At 70.2% G+C, this 15,887-nt stretch carries 19 protein-coding genes and 2 pseudogenes; 15 read left to right on the plus strand and 6 right to left on the minus strand.

The annotated features are described in order from the left end of the window. Nucleotides 1-330: 330 nt before the first annotated feature. The 5 genes and pseudogenes from ACFYU9_RS05655 to ACFYU9_RS05675 all read left to right on the plus strand — a co-directional run. Nucleotides 331-585, plus strand: a pseudogene (locus ACFYU9_RS05655) (transposase); the annotation flags it as partial. Nucleotides 586-869: 284 nt separating this feature from the next. Further along, nucleotides 870-1,142, plus strand: coding sequence for a hypothetical protein (locus ACFYU9_RS05660; RefSeq protein ID WP_389342771.1), 273 nt, complete (start codon nucleotides 870-872; stop codon nucleotides 1,140-1,142). 387 nt (nucleotides 1,143-1,529) lie between these two features. After that, nucleotides 1,530-1,934, plus strand: a complete 405-nt coding sequence (locus tag ACFYU9_RS05665) for a hypothetical protein (RefSeq protein ID WP_389342774.1) — start codon at nucleotides 1,530-1,532, stop codon at nucleotides 1,932-1,934. Between the two features lie 65 nt (nucleotides 1,935-1,999). Continuing rightward, nucleotides 2,000-2,134: pseudogene (locus tag ACFYU9_RS05670) on the plus strand (IS701 family transposase); the annotation flags it as partial. 140 nt (nucleotides 2,135-2,274) lie between these two features. Continuing rightward, nucleotides 2,275-3,123 (plus strand): PhzF family phenazine biosynthesis protein, encoded by an 849-nt coding sequence (locus tag ACFYU9_RS05675; RefSeq protein WP_389342777.1) that lies wholly within the window; start codon nucleotides 2,275-2,277, stop codon nucleotides 3,121-3,123. A gap of 371 nt (nucleotides 3,124-3,494) precedes the next feature. On the opposite strand, the gene ACFYU9_RS05680 is transcribed toward ACFYU9_RS05675, so the two are convergent. After that, nucleotides 3,495-4,142 (minus strand): TetR/AcrR family transcriptional regulator, encoded by a 648-nt coding sequence (locus ACFYU9_RS05680; RefSeq protein ID WP_389342780.1) that lies wholly within the window; start codon nucleotides 4,140-4,142, stop codon nucleotides 3,495-3,497. A 168-nt stretch (nucleotides 4,143-4,310) separates the two neighbouring features. Between ACFYU9_RS05680 and ACFYU9_RS05685 the strand changes: the two genes are divergently transcribed. Genes ACFYU9_RS05685 through ACFYU9_RS05695 form a run of 3 tightly spaced genes read left to right on the plus strand, consistent with a single transcriptional unit; the run spans nucleotide 4,311 to nucleotide 6,645 of the window. Next, the gene (locus ACFYU9_RS05685; protein WP_389342783.1) at nucleotides 4,311-4,679 is read left to right on the plus strand and encodes a darcynin family protein; all 369 of its coding nucleotides are present in this window, start codon (nucleotides 4,311-4,313) and stop codon (nucleotides 4,677-4,679) included. Continuing rightward, complete coding sequence (locus ACFYU9_RS05690; protein ID WP_389342786.1) at nucleotides 4,676-5,104, plus strand: hypothetical protein; 429 nt, start codon at nucleotides 4,676-4,678, stop codon at nucleotides 5,102-5,104. Before ACFYU9_RS05685 ends, ACFYU9_RS05690 begins: the two co-directional genes overlap by 4 nt. Beyond that, nucleotides 5,101-6,645, plus strand: coding sequence for a multicopper oxidase family protein (locus ACFYU9_RS05695; RefSeq protein ID WP_389342789.1), 1,545 nt, complete (start codon nucleotides 5,101-5,103; stop codon nucleotides 6,643-6,645). The genes ACFYU9_RS05690 and ACFYU9_RS05695 overlap by 4 nt, the downstream gene beginning before the upstream one ends. Nucleotides 6,646-6,962: 317 nt before the next feature. Here the strand turns inward: ACFYU9_RS05695 and ACFYU9_RS05700 are convergent, their stop codons facing one another. Beyond that, the gene (locus tag ACFYU9_RS05700) at nucleotides 6,963-7,151 is read right to left on the minus strand and encodes a hypothetical protein (RefSeq protein WP_389342792.1); all 189 of its coding nucleotides are present in this window, start codon (nucleotides 7,149-7,151) and stop codon (nucleotides 6,963-6,965) included. A gap of 195 nt (nucleotides 7,152-7,346) precedes the next feature. Between ACFYU9_RS05700 and ACFYU9_RS05705 the strand changes: the two genes are divergently transcribed. Further along, complete coding sequence (locus ACFYU9_RS05705) at nucleotides 7,347-7,622, plus strand: isoamylase early set domain-containing protein (protein WP_389214156.1); 276 nt, start codon at nucleotides 7,347-7,349, stop codon at nucleotides 7,620-7,622. A 668-nt stretch (nucleotides 7,623-8,290) separates the two neighbouring features. Continuing rightward, on the plus strand, nucleotides 8,291-9,757 hold the full coding sequence (locus ACFYU9_RS05710) for an aminotransferase class I/II-fold pyridoxal phosphate-dependent enzyme (protein ID WP_389342795.1): 1,467 nt from the start codon (nucleotides 8,291-8,293) through the stop codon (nucleotides 9,755-9,757). Between the two features lie 30 nt (nucleotides 9,758-9,787). On the opposite strand, the gene ACFYU9_RS05715 is transcribed toward ACFYU9_RS05710, so the two are convergent. The 3 genes from ACFYU9_RS05715 to ACFYU9_RS05725 all read right to left on the minus strand — a co-directional run bounded on the left by ACFYU9_RS05715 (nucleotide 9,788) and on the right by ACFYU9_RS05725 (nucleotide 11,898). Continuing rightward, nucleotides 9,788-10,285 carry a DUF6328 family protein gene (locus tag ACFYU9_RS05715; RefSeq protein WP_389214150.1) on the minus strand — a complete coding sequence of 166 codons (498 nt, stop codon included), beginning with the start codon at nucleotides 10,283-10,285 and terminating at the stop codon, nucleotides 9,788-9,790. 329 nt (nucleotides 10,286-10,614) lie between these two features. Next, on the minus strand, nucleotides 10,615-11,124 hold the full coding sequence (locus tag ACFYU9_RS05720; RefSeq protein WP_389214147.1) for a hypothetical protein: 510 nt from the start codon (nucleotides 11,122-11,124) through the stop codon (nucleotides 10,615-10,617). A gap of 213 nt (nucleotides 11,125-11,337) precedes the next feature. Next, on the minus strand, nucleotides 11,338-11,898 hold the full coding sequence (locus tag ACFYU9_RS05725; RefSeq protein ID WP_389342798.1) for a hemerythrin domain-containing protein: 561 nt from the start codon (nucleotides 11,896-11,898) through the stop codon (nucleotides 11,338-11,340). A gap of 279 nt (nucleotides 11,899-12,177) precedes the next feature. Between ACFYU9_RS05725 and ACFYU9_RS05730 the strand changes: the two genes are divergently transcribed. From ACFYU9_RS05730 to ACFYU9_RS05740, 3 genes are all read left to right on the plus strand, one after another. Next, nucleotides 12,178-12,501: a plasmid stabilization protein gene (locus ACFYU9_RS05730; RefSeq protein WP_389214141.1), complete on the plus strand. Its 324-nt coding sequence runs from the start codon at nucleotides 12,178-12,180 to the stop codon at nucleotides 12,499-12,501. Between the two features lie 1,331 nt (nucleotides 12,502-13,832). Beyond that, a complete protein-coding gene (locus ACFYU9_RS05735; protein WP_389214138.1) occupies nucleotides 13,833-14,039 on the plus strand; it encodes a hypothetical protein in 207 nt (68 codons plus the stop codon). A gap of 31 nt (nucleotides 14,040-14,070) precedes the next feature. Further along, nucleotides 14,071-14,292: a hypothetical protein gene (locus ACFYU9_RS05740; protein WP_389342801.1), complete on the plus strand. Its 222-nt coding sequence runs from the start codon at nucleotides 14,071-14,073 to the stop codon at nucleotides 14,290-14,292. Nucleotides 14,293-14,391: 99 nt separating this feature from the next. Here the strand turns inward: ACFYU9_RS05740 and ACFYU9_RS05745 are convergent, their stop codons facing one another. Then, nucleotides 14,392-14,739 carry a hypothetical protein gene (locus ACFYU9_RS05745; RefSeq protein WP_389342804.1) on the minus strand — a complete coding sequence of 116 codons (348 nt, stop codon included), beginning with the start codon at nucleotides 14,737-14,739 and terminating at the stop codon, nucleotides 14,392-14,394. Between the two features lie 297 nt (nucleotides 14,740-15,036). Here ACFYU9_RS05745 and ACFYU9_RS05750 point away from each other — a divergent pair, with 297 nt between their 5' ends. Both ACFYU9_RS05750 and ACFYU9_RS05755 read left to right on the plus strand, forming a co-directional pair. Further along, the gene (locus ACFYU9_RS05750; RefSeq protein WP_389342807.1) at nucleotides 15,037-15,510 is read left to right on the plus strand and encodes a hypothetical protein; all 474 of its coding nucleotides are present in this window, start codon (nucleotides 15,037-15,039) and stop codon (nucleotides 15,508-15,510) included. Between the two features lie 129 nt (nucleotides 15,511-15,639). Beyond that, nucleotides 15,640-15,789: a hypothetical protein gene (locus tag ACFYU9_RS05755; RefSeq protein ID WP_389343017.1), complete on the plus strand. Its 150-nt coding sequence runs from the start codon at nucleotides 15,640-15,642 to the stop codon at nucleotides 15,787-15,789. The last annotated feature ends 98 nt before the right edge of the window (nucleotides 15,790-15,887 follow it).

Raw genomic sequence — 15,887 nt, forward strand, 5'->3', positions numbered from 1 at the left:
CGGACCTAGCTGAGACAGGACATGTTTCACGAGCCACTGCCCATGAAACGCCGCACCGTCATTCGTAGGGGAGTTCCGCGGTGACGGTGAAGCCTCCGTCGGGTTGCGGCTGGGTGAGGAGGCGGCCGCCTACGGATTGGGCGCGTTCCCGCATGCCGATGATGCCGCAGTACTCCAGCCGTAGCTCGTGATGTTGCTGGTCAGGGCCGGAGTGGAGACGGCTGCGGCCACCGTTGATCATCGTGAGTCGTGGCGACAAACGAAGATCAGGCGGTGGCCGCAGGTCACGGCGTAGTGCCTGCCCGGTGGCAGGCGATGTTCGATCAGCTGATGAGCCGCATCGCAGGCCAGTTCTCGCGGGTCGAACCTCGCCGCCACGCAAAGGCGTTGATGCTGGGCCTGCTGTCCGGCCTGCCAAGGAAGAACTGCTGGACCCTGGCCGAGCACGCGGGCGACGCCACGCCAGACGGCATGCAGCACCTGCTGCACCGCGCGAAGTGGGACGCCGACGCGGTCCGCGACGACGTGCGCGCCTACGTCGTCGAGCATCTACGCGACGACGAGGCCGTGCTTGTGGTCGACGAGTTCTCTGTCAAGTTCAACGTGTTGAACTGAGGCGGTCTGTCTTGCCAACCTCCCGGGCCAGCGGTCTATACCGGGCTGTGCAGGATCACGTTAGGTGTCACTTGAGCACTGCGGCTGTCACCAAGACCGGAATCGGCAGACCACCGAGGCGGGTAGAACGGACCGCTCACGGGTGCTGGTCGGGTGCGGCCGTGATCGGCGGCTGCGCACCCGACCGGCATCAGGCGTCCAGAGCTGACCCCGTGGTCTCAACGGCACCCATCGTTCGGGCGAGCTCGCTGCCGATGCGTGTCCTGGAAGCGACGCTCGTCGTTCGGCACGGCATGAAGAAGATGATCACTGCAACGGCACTCGCTCTCACAAGCCTCGCCCTCGCCGCCCCCGCCCAGGCCGCCCCTGCCCATCACTCGACGCAAGACATCCAGGGATCGGCGGCGGTCTTGCAGGGCGAGCTCGACGACACGGTCATGCTCATCGGCAAGCTCGCCGGCAGCCACGAGGGCGATATCTCCGAGTCCTGGCAGCTGGCGAAGAACGACTGGTCGCCAGGCCACTGAGGGGCCAGATCGCCAACACGGCCCACCTGCAGATGAACACAGGGATCAGCCTTGGACGGAGGTAGGCGCGTGGCTGGGCCCGTCCAGGGCAGATCCAACCCGGTGACCCATCGCGGCTAGCGGAACGGCGACAGCGAAGCACCCCACCCGGTCGGAGACCCCGCTCGCGAGCGGGTCGGTGCGCTGGTCGTCGAGCGGAAGGCTCCCCAGTCCAGCGGCGTCGACTCGGACCGATCCTCTGTTCAGGCTCGGCGCCGAGTGTGGCTCTGTGCAACGGTCTGTCAGCTGCGCGCGAACAGGGCGGTGCTCGGCGATCACGGTGCGATGGGATGGCCACACCGCGGTTCCGTCCAGCGACCGCGGCCAGGCGATGAGGAGAAGCCGATCATGCCCGACCTTCCCAGCAGCATCGACACAGAGCCCGAGAGCCTTCTGGCGCCCGTCACCGCCAGCGAACTGATCACCCTTGCGGACGTCTACCAGGGGGTGACGGTCACCGTCCTGCCCTACCCGACCATGGAAGCCGGTGACGTGGTCACCCTGTTCTGGGGTGGCCAGGAGGCCGCGGCCCACGTCGTGGCCGATGCCGCTGGGCGAAGCATCGAGATCAAGGTCCCCGCCCCCGTCATCACGGCAGTCGGCACCGGAGAGGTGCTGGTGACCTACGAGGTCCGCCGTGCCGAAAACCGGCTGGCCTCGCCACCGCTCGCTATCCGGGTCGACACCACCACGCAGGGACCGGACGGCGTGGCCCCCGACTTTTCGGTCAGTGACAGCCCTGTCAACCTGTAGCAGCCCGGCACCAACCCACGCAGAACCGCTGGCCCGCCCGCTCGCGAGCGCCAGAACGCTGGTGTCAGCGCCTGTTCACCGCGCTGACCAACGCGGTCCACGACCTCGCTCACCTACTCCGCTGGTCACGGTGGCGACGCCGGCACCAAGCCCGCGCCCGTGTGTGTCACTACCGAAGGCAAGCGGCTGCTCAGTCATAAGGATCACGATCTACGCCTGAGTACTGGCCTCTCCGGGGAATCCCGCCGAGCCATGGGGCATCACAGGTACGCCGCATGCCAGTCCACCCGTCCCGGATTGGCCTTGGCGGGGATTGTCTTGGCGTCTTTACGGTCCTGGGATGCGCATTCATGTCGTCGATGCCTTCACCGATCGCCCCTTCGCCGGGAACCCGGCGGCCGTATGTCTTCTGCCGGCTGGAGAGTGGCCGGATGACGCCTGGATGCGTCAGATCGCGGCCGAGATGAATCATTCCGAGACTGCGTTCGCTCTCCCGCTGCCCACCCCGGCCGAGGCCGACTGGTCCATCCGCTGGTTCACCCCGCTTGTCGAGTCCAGGCTGTGCGGCCATGCCACGCTGGCCACGGCGCACGTGCTGCGTGCCGAGCGGGGACTCCTCGGCACTGTGCGGTTCATGAGCCGGTGGCACGGTGTCCTCGCCACGCACGCCGACGAGGAAGGCGACATCACTCTGGACTTTCCGGCAGCTCCCAGCACGAAAGTGCCCGTGCCGCAAGGGCTGTCCGAGGCCCTGGGAATCGCGCCCGCGGCCACCTTCCGTTCCGAAGGGCTCAGCGATCTGCTGACGATCCTGCCCGACGAGGCCAGCGTCCGGGCCGTGACACCCGACCTGGACGCGATAGCAACCCTGACGAACCGCGAGGCCCTGCGCGGCATCATCATCACCGCAGCGGCGGATGGAACCGGCCTGGAACACGACTTCGTCTCCCGCTTCTTCGCGCCCGCCAGAGGCATCCCCGAGGACCCGGTCACAGGCAGCGCCCACACAGTCCTCGCCCCCTACTGGTCGGCGCGCCTTGGCCGCAATCTACTCACCGGCCTCCAGGCATCCGCGCGCAGTGGCCTGGTCCGCACCGCCGTACATGGCGACCGCGTACATCTCACCGGCCAGGCCGTCACCGTGCTGGATGGCACCCTGCACGCCCCCTCGCTGACCAGCAGATCATGATCGGAGAGACGGTGGCCGCAGCCGTCTCCACTCCGGCCTTGACCAGCAACATCACGATCTACGGCTGGAGTAGTAGCCGGGTGCCGTGGCCGGCGTGGAGCGGGTGGGGCCGTCGTTCGGGCGGACTGAGCGCGGCCAGCTGTCCACGGGTGAGCGGGTCCGGCCGGCGCCGGCATGGAGCGTCCGCGAACGCCTTGAAGTCTTCCCTACGGGACAACGTCGCGCAGTCAGCCTCAGGGCCGCCGCCTCACCAGCGAGAGCATCATCTCCTGGCGCGAATCAAAGAAGACCGCAGAACATGCCATCTCAGGATGAAACATCGGACGAAAGCGATCAATGAGACCGCCACCGCCTGACGCCCCGGTCGCCGGTCAGGCAGCCGGGTCGCCCAGCATCGCCAGGACGTCGCGGACGGTGTGCTCGAAGAGGGGCCCCGGGTCGGTGAGGGCGAAGTCGAGGTGCCCGAACACCTCCATCGCCACCGCCCCGTACAGGCGCGCCCAGCAGGCCACGAATACGTAGATCACCTCCAGCGGCACCGGCTCGCCCGCCAGGTGCTCGCGCACCTCCTCCAACTGCACGATCCACTCGGGGTCCAGGTCCGCGGGCGCCCGTACGGCGCCGCACCGCCAGAGCTCGACCATCGAGCCGAGGACCACCCCGCCGAAGCGCCAGCCTGAGTCGTGCGCGGCGTCCGCGGGCGCCGTGCCGGCGTCCGCGACGGGCTTGGCGAACAACAGGGTGAACTCCTGCGGGTGGGTCAGCGCCCAGCTCCGCAGCTCGCGGCACACCTCCCGCAACCGACCGCCCGGCTCGCCGGCCGGACGCCGCCCGCGCGCGGCCTCCAGCACGGCGGCGAGCTCGTCGTAGAGGTGGGAGACCAGGGCCTGGACCAGCTCGCGGTGGCCGGCGTAGTAGCGATACAGCCCCGGCGCCGTCAGGCCCATCTCCCGCGCGACCGCGCGCACGGTCACCGCCGCAGGCCCCTCCTCCACCAGCAGCCGGCGGGCGATGCGCATCGCATCCGCCAGCGCCTCCTCCCGCACACGGTGACGACGGCGTGCCGCTGTGGTTCCCGAGGTGTCCGTCATCCGAGCCGGCCTGCCTTCAGCTTGACAAAGTTAACAGGTATCACCTTAGCTCTCCCGGCAAGAGTTAACGATGTAAACAATTGCTTTGGGGGGCTCATGACGTACGGCATCGTGCTGGCCTACACACTCACGCCGCGCTGGCTGGCGCTGCCGCGCGAGGAGCGCAACCGCATGCGGCAGGCGCACATCGAACCGGTCTTCGCGCTGCACGCGGACCAGGTGACGGCCCGGTTCTTCGACGCGGAGGCGTTCAGCGGCCGCTTCTCCGACTTCGCGGTGCTGGAGACCGAGGACCTTCGCGCGTACTACTTCCTCATCGAGGCCCTGCGCGACACCCCGCTCATCAGCGAGGGCTACCTCGTCCTCGGCGAAGTCTTCCTCGGTGTCCAGGACGGCTTCCGAACCTACGAGCACCAGCTCGCCCCCTCCGCCGCGACCGCGCCAGCCACGAAGGCCCACGCGTGAGCCGCCGCAACGCCCGCCAGGGGCGGTGGCCGCTGCACCTCATACGGACCGCGGCTGCACTCGTGCTGCTTGACACGCTCGCGCAGGCCGCGCTGGCCGGCCTGTTCGTCACCGGCGACCTCGACCTGCTCACCTGGCACTCCGTCAACGCCGACGCGCTCGCCGCACTCACCTTCGTCCAGGCCGCGTCCGCACTGGTGGTGCGGTGGCGGCTGGCCGGACCGGTGTGGCCGGTCGGCGCGAGCGTCCTGCTGATCGTCCTCGTCGGCGCACAGCAGGCACTTGGCGAAGCACGGATACTCGCAGGGCATCTGCCGCTGGCCATGGCGATCTTCGGACTCGGCACCGCCCTGACGTACTGGACCTGGACCTTCAACCCCGCCGCGGCCGACGCGCACGAGGCGAAGGCGGAGGTGATCAAATGAGCCCGGGGCAGGGTCGACGGGCGTTCCTGGGCATGACCGCCGGCGCCGGCGCGGCGATCACGATCGGCGCGGCCGGCTACTCCCACTTGGCCGGCGCCTCCACCGGACGGGTCCTCGCCAGCACCGCACCCCTGCCGCGGCCCTTCACGGTGCCGCTGCCCATCCCGCCGACCGCACGGCCCGCGCGCACCGAACAGCGCGCGGACGTCTACGAGCTGGAGCAGTGCGAGGGCCGCATGGCCATCCTGCCCGGCCTGACGACCACGGTGTGGGGGTACGACGGCATCTTCCCCGGCCCCACCATCGCCGCCCGCTCCGGGCGGCCCATCAAGGTGAGGGTGCACAACAACCTGACCGTCCCCACCGTCACCCACCTGCACGGCGGCGTCACCCCGCCCGAATCCGACGGCTACCCCACCGACCTGCTGCTCCCCACCCGCTGCGCCCCCGGCCGGACCCGCGACCACACCATGGGCGCGCACAGCGGGAACACCACCACCGCCTACCGCACCTACGACTATCCGCTGCTCCAGCCGGCCGCCACCCTCTGGTACCACGACCACCGCATGGACCACAGCGCACCCCAGGTCTGGCGCGGCCTCGCCGGCTTCTTCCTCATCACCGACCAGGAAGAGGGCCGGCTGCCACTTCCGCGCGGCGAACGGGACGTCCCGGTGATGCTGTGCGACCGGTCGTTCAACGAGGACGGATCCTTCCGCTACCCCGAACACGCTCACGACGACTTCCCCGACGGCGTCCTCGGCGACGTCCAGCTCGTCAACGGCGCACCCTGGCCCGTCATGGAGGTCTCAGCCTGCCGCTACCGGCTCCGGCTCCTCAACGGCTCCAACGCCCGCCGCTACCAGCTGCGGCTCGACGTCGAGGGCGGCGGGCACGGACGGTTCGTACAGATCGGCAGCGACGGCGGACTGCTCTCCGCGCCGCAGCGCCTCGACACCATCGACATGGCACCCGGCGAACGCTTCGACGTCATCATCGACTTCGCCGACCACCCTGTCGGCAGCCGCATCCGCCTGCGTAACCTCGCCGCCGACGGCCCGATGCGCGAGATCATGCGCTTCGACGTCATACGCGCCGCCCGGGACGCCACCCGCATCCCGACTCGGCTCTCCGCGGCCTACGAGGACCTCACCCCGGCCGCCGGCATCCCCGTCCGCACCTTCGACTTCCGCCGCACCCCCACCGGCGAAGACCGCCACATGTGGACCATCAACGGCAAGCCGTTCCACCCCGACACCGTGCTGGCCCGACCCCGCCTGGGCAGCATCGAGCGATGGCGCATCAGCAGCGACTTCCACCACCCCGTCCACGTCCACCTCGCCCAGTTCCAGGTCACCGCCCGCGGCAACCGCCCGCCGGCCGCCAAAGACACCGGCTGGAAGGACACCGTCGACGTACGCCCCTACGAAACCGTGGAAGCCCTCGTACGCTTCACCGGCTACAAAGGCCGCTACATGATCCACTGCCACAACCTCGAACACGAGGACATGGCCATGATGGCCAACATCCAGGTCACCTGAACCACGAACTCGATCGGTCCACCCACGGCGGCCCCGCACTCGTGTGACGTTTGACGGGTAGGTGGTCAGACTTTGCGCGTGCTCCTGGCCAGTCCCGGGGGTGAGGGTGCCCGACAGGTTCCACGTCCACGCCCTCCGCGACCGCGCCCTCGCCCACGTCCGGAAAGCCGGCGCGGCCCAAGCGCCCACTGACCTGCGGGGCGCTTGAGCGCGCCATGGGTGAGGTCGCTGGCTCGCATGGTGAGCCGCGTGACCTGACAGAGCCCGGCCGTGGTGACTACGGGGCACGGCCGGGCTCTGCGTGTGGGGGTTGCGGTTCAGATGTCCTCGTCGCTCACGCCCCGTTCGCGCAGGTCTTCCTCACGGCGTCGCTCCCTCTCCGGGTTCGCGCCGCTTTCGCGCCGGGACGGTTCAGGATGGACCGGGTCCTGGCCTGGGCGGACCGGGCGCTGCTGCTCCTCGCGTCCCTTGCCGGGTTTCTGCTCCTTGTCCTGCATACCGCCCATGGCGCGTGGCTCCTCAGTGCGTAGTTCATCCGCTTCACGTTCACACGCACGGTCATCTACCGCACCATTTCGGTAGCGGATCGTGGCGAGCGGGTGACGTTGGAGCAGAGCGGGCCGCGTCGGTGGGTACGGCCCGGGGCAGCCCCCGAGGATGGTTCCGCGGACCGACCGCCTCGCACGTGTCAGGAGTTCCCCATGCTGGAGCGCACCCCGCGCAAGAAGCGCACCGAGGTCACGTTCAGCCTGCCCGCCGATACCCCGCCTGGCCCGGTCAGCGTCGTCGGGGACTTCAACGACTGGCAGCCCGGTACCCACACTCTGGCGCCCCGCACCGACGGCACCCGGGCCGTGACCATCGCTCTTCCCACAGGCAGCGAGCACTCCTTCCGCTACCTGGCCGCGGGTGACTACTGGTTCAACGACGAGAACGCCGACGGCCACGACGGCGTCAACAGCCGCCTGCGCACCTGAACGACCCAGAGGACCGTGACCGGCAGCCGGGCGCGCGCGTTGGGAGTGCCGACACGTGCCTCCGGCCTCACCATCCGGGCTGGATCCGTGTGGACGGCCCTGCTACCGCGCCCGGCGGCAGGGCCGTCGTTCGCGTCCATGGCCGGCAGGCAGGGTTCCACCCCGGGCGTCATGCTCGACGATCTGCGTGCCCCGGCCGCTACGGCTCGAGCCCTGTGGCGGAGTCCCGGCCGGCGTGATGCCCGGGCCTGCGGTGTCGTGCTGTTTGGCCCGTCGAGGTGGTGATCAAGCACGGCCAGGCCGGTACGGACGCGGGTGGTCTCTTTCGGGCTCGTCTCGCTGCCGGTCGCGCTGTACAGCGCGGCCGAGGCCCACCAGCTCCTCCGGGACTTCCCCGGCACGTCGCTTCGGTCGCCGACCCAGGCCGAGCTGTGACCTTGACCGGTCCGAGCCGACCGCAGCTGAGGTGAAGAAGGTCAAGCTGATCGACGCCCGGGAAGCGTGAGCGGGATGAGCCAGTGGTGGGGGCCAGGCATCGGCACGATGCCCGCCATGCCGGGGCGCCGCGTACCTCGCTCGCCCGGCCGGACTGGCACCACGCCTCGCGGACGGCGGCCGGCGCGGGTCCGGCGCCGTTTCATCGGGGGCCGAGCGGGCACACGCCGGGCATGGATCAGTCGCAGGCGCCGGTGCTGGAGGCCTTGGCTGCGTACCACGCCAACGGCCACACTGCGTTCACGCCACCCGGGCACAAGCAGGGCCGCGGGGCGGACGAGCGGGTGGTGCGCGTCCTGGGCGAGGACGTGTTCCGCGCCGACGTGCTCGCCACGGGTGGCCTGGACGACCGCCTCACCTCCCGCGGAATCCTTCAGCACGCCCAGCAGCTGATGGCCGAAGCGGTCGGCGCCGAACACACCTTCTTCTCCACCTGCGGCAGTTCGCTGTCCGTCAAGGCCGCGATGCTCGCGGTCGCCGGCCCGCACGAACACCTCGCGGTCGGCCGTGACGCGCACAAGTCGGTGGTGGCCGGGCTGATCGTGGCCGGCATCCGGCCGCTGTGGGTGGATCCGCAGTGGGACCCGGGCTTGCACCTGGCCCACCCGCCGTCCGCCGAGGCGTTCGCCAAGATGCTGGCCGACCGCCCCGAGGCGCGCGGCGCGCTGATCACCTCACCCACCCCGTACGGCACGTGCGCGGACCTGACGGCCCTCGCCGAGGCCTGCCACGAGCACGACCGGCCCTTGATCGTCGACGAGGCCTGGGGCGCGCACCTGCCCTTCCATCAAGCTCTGCCCACCTGGGCGATGGACGCCGGCGCGGACGTGTGCGTCACCTCCGTCCACAAGATGGGCTCCGGCCTGGAGCAGAGCTCGGTCTTCCACCTCCAGGGCCACCGCATCGATCCCGCCGTGCTCAAGCAGCGCGAGGACCTCCTCGGCACCACCAGCCCCTCCGTGTTGATCTACGCCGCCCTGGACGGGTGGCGCCGCCAGATGATCCAGCACGGTCACGCCCTCTACGACCATGCGCTGGGCCTCGCCGCCGGCCTGCGCGAGCGCATCGAACAACTCGACGGGCTGCACGTGAACGGCCGCGACGACTTCTGCGCACCGCACCTCGCGGAGGACTTCGACCCCCTCCAGGTGATCATCGACGTGTCCGGACTCGGCATCAGCGGCTACCGAGCCGGGGACTGGCTGCGCTCCCACCACCAGGTCGACCTGCACGTGTGCGACCACCGCCGCATCAGCGCCCAGCTCACCCACGCCGACACCCCCGCCACCACCGACCGCCTGCTGGCCGCGCTCGGCGAACTGGTGGAGGCGGCCGGGCAACTGCGCCCGGCTGCGGACGTGGACGTGCCCGACCCGCATCAGCTGCGCCTCGAGCAGGTACTGCTGCCACGCGACGCCTTCTTCGGTCCAACCGAGCAGGTCCCGATCGGCAAAGCGGAGGGCCGGATCGCGGCCGAGATGCTCACGCCGTACCCACCCGGTATCCCGGCCGCGCTGCCCGGCGAACGCCTCAACGACGCCGTCGTCGCCTACCTGCGCAGCGGCGTGAAGGCGGGCATGCTGGTGCCGGACGCCTCCGACCCCTCCATGGACAGCGTCCGGGTGGTCGTCGAAGACTGACTCTGCGACAGGTGAGCGGCGTCGGCCCACCTACGTCTGCGCCGGTCCTCGGCGCTGGCCCCGGCGCAGGGCGATCCAGGGCAGGAGCAGCCAACAGCACGCGAACCAGAGCACGACCGCGCCAGCGACCCCCCAGGCGATCGGTGAGCCGGTGGCCACGTGCAGCAGGAGCGCCAGCGCGGCGCCGACGGTGACTCCGAGCAGGACGAGGCCGAGGATGATCAGTTTGGCCCCGGCTCTCACCAGTTCGGGCATCATCTGATGTCCTGCCAGGAAGCGGTGGAAGGCGACAGGGGCGATGAGAGTGCCGGTCGCGAGGGCGCCGAGGACGACCGTGACCTGGTACAAGGTCCGGTCGGCCCCGCTGATCTGGGTGTAGCGCGGGGTGAACACGACGCTGATCAGGAACCCGAACAGGATCTGCGCGCCGGTCTGCGCGACTCGCACTTCCTGCAGCATCTCGTTCCACTTGCGGTCCGCCTTCTCCTCGGACTCCTCCGCCTGCTTCTCGTCGCCGCCGTCGCTCACCGTTCGCCCTTCCCGCCGTAGCCGCGTGGTCGGATCCGATCATCGGCGGTCCGGGAACACTTCCCCGCCGGCCCGGCCCGCACGGCCGTTTCGTGTCCTGCGATCGGCCCAGCGGAGAACAGGCCCGGGAACGGTTTCTGCGAACGGCTGAGCATCACCCCAGCCCGCCGGAGGTGCGGGCTCTCCATCCAGCCGCCCGGCACTTTCGCGCCCGGCGTCGGCCGGGACCCCCGCCAGTTCACCCCGTCGCGGCCCGGATAGGGGAGGCCCACAGCCCGCCCACCCGGCCGGAGTCGGTTCGCGGGCCGCACAGAGCACACGGCGGCGGGCTATGCCGCGGCAGCGCCGCCCGTGTTCAGCAGCTTGACGAGCTCGGACCGGTGCAGGGCGGCGACCCCCTCGAGCAGGTCGGGATGGCGCAGCAGGACACCAGCTTCTCGGTCGTGGGAGCCGGGTTCGCTCAGGCGCCGCAGGCCCTTGACGTCGGGTTGGCCGGCCTGGATCTGGCGGGCGCGGGCGGTGAGGGCGGGGTCGGCCAGGAGGCAGGCGGCCCAGCTGACGACGATCTCGTCCACCCACGTACGCCATGCGGTGTCGGGATCGTCCGGCTGCGGCTCGCAGCCGGTGAGCCAGTCCAGGCGGTCCGATCCGCTGGGGGCGAGCAGATGGAGCAGCTGCACGTCCATGGCGGTGGGATAGCGCAGATGGGCCGCGGCGGTGGCGGCCTGCCGGGCCTGGGCCTCGGCGAGCGCGGCGTTGAGCGCCCCCGGCGGTGGCGGGTAGGCGTTCAGGAGCCAGCGGGAGCAGGCGGCTATGACGGGTGTCAGGTCGGTGGGCACGGCGATCGGTCCCTCGATGCGGCCCGCCGGTGTCCGAGAGGTCGGGTGGTGCGAGCTGTTGGTGCGGGGCCGCGCTGCCCCGCCGGTGGCCGACCAGTGTAGGGGGACCCGTGGGACGTGGCGCATGACCCACGTCACGCCTGCCCGGACGGGCACCCGGGGCGCGCGGCTCGCTGCCTGCGGCCCCGGGTGACGGTCCTCATACGGACGAGGTCAGGACTTCCCGCGGCCGCTGACGAAGTCGCGAGCCCGGTCCACCAGTCCCACCCCCGGCGCCAGCAGCTTGCTGGCCGCCGGGCTGCTCGGAGCGGAAGGGTGCGGGCGGGTCGGCGCCATCGACTTGGCCCGGCGGATCTTGTCACCGAGGTCGTCCAGCAGCTCGGCCGTACAGGCCCGCGCGAGCATGGGGAAGAGGTTGTCCTCCTCGTCCTTGACGTGCGAGGAGACCTCGAGCTGCAGCTGCTGCAGCAGGGGTCTCATCTGCGCATCGGCCGTGTCCATCTGCTCCAGCTTCTTGAGGATCTCCTCGACCCTGCGGTGATCCTCGATCTCCTTGTCCGCGAGCCGGTCCCCGCCCTGGACGTGCTCGCGCACCGCCGGGTACAGGTACTGCTCCTCGGCCACGGAGTGTCGCACCAGCTCGATGGTGACCTCGTCCACCAGGTCACGCAGCTCCTGCCCGCGGCCGGTCATCGTCTGGATCCGGCCGAACATCGTCTCCACCTCCCGGTGGTCGGACTTCAGTTCCTCGATCACATTCCCGCCGTGGCCCATCGCGCATCCGCCTCTCGTCCCTTTGGGCCGGGTGTGTCCAGGCCCAAAGGGCAGTGATTCCCCTCCGGAAGCAGTCTCGTGAGCCGCGGGCCCGGGAATCGCCCGATCGGAGCCGGTCGGGCGAGCCGACCACCGAGCGTCCGGAGTCTGCCCGGGCTGTGCCGCCCCCCGAGGCGAGCGCCCGCTCCGCCGGATGCCTCCGGTGCGGGCGGGTGAGGGTGTCGGCGCCCACCTTTCGGGTAGACGCCGTGAGGCCCCCACCAGTTCGAGGAGGAAGCCATGCCCGCCGGTTCGAACAAGAAGCGTGAACGCCAGTACGAGCACATCAAGGAGAGTGCGAAGGACCGCGGCGAGAGCGAGAAGCGAGCCAAGGAGATCGCCGCCCGCACCGTGAACAAGGAACGCGCCCGGCACGGCGAGTCCAAGACCGCCAGTCGTTCCTCCACCCAAGACACCTCCTCCTCGCGGCGCGGAGGACAGCGATCCCACTCCGGCTCCGAGGGGCCGACCAAGGAACAGCTGTACAACGAAGCCAAGCAGCGCAACATCCACGGCCGCTCGAAGATGAACAAGGACGAGCTCGCCAACGCACTCGGCCACTGACCGGCCCGCACCGCGAGCCGCCGTGGGCGATCGAAGCTCCCGAAGCCACGGCCTGGTCGGCGCGCAGGCGGCCCTGGACCAGCTCGCGGCCAGGGGGGGCGGGCATCGCCGGGCGTGCGGTGAAGCCATGGCCGAGCGGATGCGCCGGCGCGCATACGTCCTGCGCTCGAAGCCGCTGCCGGAGGCTCCCGAGTGGCAGGCGGCTCTGCGACCGCGTGCCGGACGGCGTATCGCAGGTGGCTCCGCCACAGCGGGAAGTCATCGCCACCGGGCTGGCGACCCGTCTGTGGGGCGAGGCGCCCGAGCAGGTCGTGCGCGCCCGGTGTGCGGGCGTCGCGTCTCACCGGGCCACCTCCTGCCGGCAGAAGGCGTTCCTGGCCCGGCACCCAGCCGAGGGGGTACGCGAAGCCGTCACGCCAAGCAGCGCTCCGGAACCGCCGCAGGACGCTGACCAGCACCAAGCCCGTGACTTGGACGCTTGCACTCCGGCAGTGGAGGACGTACGTCCCCCTGCCGGCGTGGATTCGCCAGGGGCGTCGAGGCCCCGACCCGGGTCGGGCCCGCTCCCGGCGGCGCACCCGGTCGTGGACGCGCGCCAGACCGCCGGCCACGAAGCCCTCCCCGTGCAGGACTCCACGGGGCCGTGCTTACGACGCCGCGCCTGCACGGGCCGGGCGTGCCGACGGCGTGGCTATGACCCGTTCGAGCACACGGACAGCGGCATTCGCCGCTCCCGACAGACCTGGGACATCGCGATACCGCGCCCGGGGTCTGCCCCAGCTGCGTTCCCGCGGCCGAAGTGAAAGCGGGTGTTCTACGAGGCACCCCTTCGGATGCAAGACATAGGCAGCATCCTCCCACGCGCCCATATCGGCCGGACAGAACCTCGACGACGCCGCCGAAGGTATCCGTCGTGGGGCGGGAGGTGTGATGGAGCCAACCGGTGGGGGTCTCGTTCGTACGCGCCGCCCGTGACCCGCGGTTGTGCGGTGTGCCGCGGGGGCCCCGACCACGGCAACACCCTGCGTGGCAGCGGCGGCCGCACCTGATGCACGGACCCGCGGTGTTCGCGGTCGTGGGCTACGACAAGCTCGGCACCGTATGGGGCGAGCCGATCATTCACACGGACACTGACGTCACCGGCACCTCTTCACGGCCGGCCGGGGCCACGTGATGGACGCAGAGCAGCGGCTGGAGGGTCACACCGTGGTGGTCCTGCGATCCGCGACGGCCTGACAGAGATCCCGCTGGAGCGGCTCCTGCCCGACTGGGTGCTCGGGGAGGGGCCGCTGCGCTAGCCTCAGGCTGTACCCGATCGGCGGAGGCCCTTGATGGCGAACCTCATCTTCAGCAAGGACGAGCAGCGCGAGCTGCGCGACGCGGCGCGCGCCGAGTTCCCCGGAAACCCGGCGCTCGCGTACGTCTTGGAGAACCTGGCCGCCGAGGGCATCGATCTGGACCGGTGCCGGAGCTGGGACGACATCCGGGCCGAGAAGGGCCTGGCCGAGCACGGCGACGAGGCCCCGCACGTTGCCTAGACACTCCCGCGGAACCCGCCCCCCGCGCATCGTGTTCGTCGAGCCGGCCGAGACCCAGGTCCTCGCTCTCACCGTCGAGCAGACCGTCCGCCTCGACAGGGCACTGAACGTGCTCGCCGCCGACCCGGCCGACGTGAAACCGCACGCCACTGCCACCGCGCTGCGCGACTACCAGCACGACGGCATCCGCGTCATCTTCTACGCGACCGCACTCGGCAGCATCCTCATCGTCACGTACGTCGAGGCCGACTGACCGCTGGGCGCCGGCCCGCGCCCGCCATCGCGTTCGCGGGCTCCTGCCCCTTGCCGCGTTCCGCGCGACTGGCTCAGTGCTGCTCGAACACGCACGAGGTCATGGAACGTCCGGCACGGCGGGCCACGGATGGCCTTCAGGGGAGGCGTCCGCCGGCCGACCGTCGCGAACGAAGTCGCCGTACTCGTCCTGAGCGACACTCTCGTTGACCCATCGACCCCGCTCGGCGCCAGTGCCCTGTTCGGCAATGATCAGCGCGGTCAGCGGGTCCACGGCCAGACCCAGGTGCCGGCCAAAATCGACAGACTCGTCATCGGGATCGAACGGTGGGAACTCGCCCAAGTCCACAAAGCGCGCCCCCGGGCGCTCCGTCGAGCCGCACGGCCCAAGGAACGGCTCGACCGAACGGCCCCGCTTCAAGGCCCCAAGGATGAACGACTCCGCCAAGTACCGCCCCCGGCCACAATACGGCGCTCATCCCGCAGACATGCCTTGCCGATCAACAGGAGCATCAATGCCGGCCCGCCGGCCGCCACTGGCCGGGCGCGACGGGTCCACCAGCTTGCGGCAATGCTGCTGCCCCACAACGATGCCCATGGGCGTATTCAACGTGGGGCGTCGGGCCAGCTTGGATCAAAGAGGCCCACCGGCAAGGCCCACTGGGGTCCCCCCGTCCCAGCTTCCCATGCCGACGTCTCAGCGGCACGAGTTGGCTTGTCAGAGGCATCGGCTAACTTGCGGGCCATGGGAAACTCAGGCGGATCATTGACGACCCGGTTCACGGGGGAACTGCACCAGCTCATGCGAGCAGCTGGGTTCACGGGCATCGATGACACGGAGGCGTTGGCGGACGGCTGGCAGGTGACGGACTTCGCCGATGCCGGACGGCGCAGCCTTGCGAACCTCGTCCAGCGAACGGGAGCACCGGCCGTCATGGTGTCCTTCCTCGACAGCGATGTGGGCTTCATCGAGGCCCTCACGCCGGACGGCAACAGCTGGGAAGGCCTGCTCAACCGCGAGATGGCGAAGAGTTACGAGATACCTCTGGAGCACTTCCCCATCGAACCCGCCGTCGCCGGCGCACTTGCCTGGTCGACCGCCGCGGGATTGACGCCCGACGAGCAAGCCATTCGGCAGACGCTCACCGGGTCGGCCCTGTTCGCGGAAGAGCTCTCCTCTGCCCTCATGGTTGCCTTGGGACTGCCCGGCACAAGCTAGCCCTCACGAGCCAGGACCTGGGGAATTACGTGAATTCACCCCTCGCCAGGTGGCCGGCCCGCTCGCCACCCGGGGCAGGTCCGCGCGTAGTGGCGGGGGCTGCGGCTCCTCGCCCCCGACGCGGGCCGGATCTGCCTCGACGGGTGGGAACTCGACGGCCAGATCCAGCAGCGCGTACGGGAGCTGTGGGCGGCGGACCCGGAGACCGGGCTCCTCAAGGCGCGTTCCGGGGCGGACTGGTTCTTGAGCCGGGCGCCGACGGCGGCGATGAGTTCGTGATCTCCCGCATCGTCGGCGACGTCATCGAGACCCGCTGCAGCTCCTCTGGCACCATGAACGACGACCAGGTCCTCCTCGCAGAGAAGGCCCTTGATGAG

The organism is Streptomyces sp. NPDC004327 (genome assembly GCF_042873935.1).
Taxonomy (GTDB): domain Bacteria; phylum Actinomycetota; class Actinomycetes; order Streptomycetales; family Streptomycetaceae; genus Streptomyces.

Coding starts and splice junctions, on each gene's coding strand:
- ACFYU9_RS05660 (WP_389342771.1), top strand. CDS start 870: ATGCGTGTCCTGGAAGCGACGCTCGTCGTTCGGCACGGCATGAAGAAG.
- ACFYU9_RS05665 (WP_389342774.1), top strand. CDS start 1,530: ATGCCCGACCTTCCCAGCAGCATCGACACAGAGCCCGAGAGCCTTCTG.
- ACFYU9_RS05675 (WP_389342777.1), top strand. CDS start 2,275: ATGCGCATTCATGTCGTCGATGCCTTCACCGATCGCCCCTTCGCCGGG.
- ACFYU9_RS05680 (WP_389342780.1), bottom strand. CDS start 4,142: ATGCGCATCGCCCGCCGGCTGCTGGTGGAGGAGGGGCCTGCGGCGGTG.
- ACFYU9_RS05685 (WP_389342783.1), top strand. CDS start 4,311: ATGACGTACGGCATCGTGCTGGCCTACACACTCACGCCGCGCTGGCTG.
- ACFYU9_RS05695 (WP_389342789.1), top strand. CDS start 5,101: ATGAGCCCGGGGCAGGGTCGACGGGCGTTCCTGGGCATGACCGCCGGC.
- ACFYU9_RS05700 (WP_389342792.1), bottom strand. CDS start 7,151: ATGGGCGGTATGCAGGACAAGGAGCAGAAACCCGGCAAGGGACGCGAG.
- ACFYU9_RS05705 (WP_389214156.1), top strand. CDS start 7,347: ATGCTGGAGCGCACCCCGCGCAAGAAGCGCACCGAGGTCACGTTCAGC.
- ACFYU9_RS05710 (WP_389342795.1), top strand. CDS start 8,291: ATGGATCAGTCGCAGGCGCCGGTGCTGGAGGCCTTGGCTGCGTACCAC.
- ACFYU9_RS05725 (WP_389342798.1), bottom strand. CDS start 11,898: ATGGGCCACGGCGGGAATGTGATCGAGGAACTGAAGTCCGACCACCGG.
- ACFYU9_RS05730 (WP_389214141.1), top strand. CDS start 12,178: ATGCCCGCCGGTTCGAACAAGAAGCGTGAACGCCAGTACGAGCACATC.
- ACFYU9_RS05735 (WP_389214138.1), top strand. CDS start 13,833: ATGGCGAACCTCATCTTCAGCAAGGACGAGCAGCGCGAGCTGCGCGAC.
- ACFYU9_RS05750 (WP_389342807.1), top strand. CDS start 15,037: ATGGGAAACTCAGGCGGATCATTGACGACCCGGTTCACGGGGGAACTG.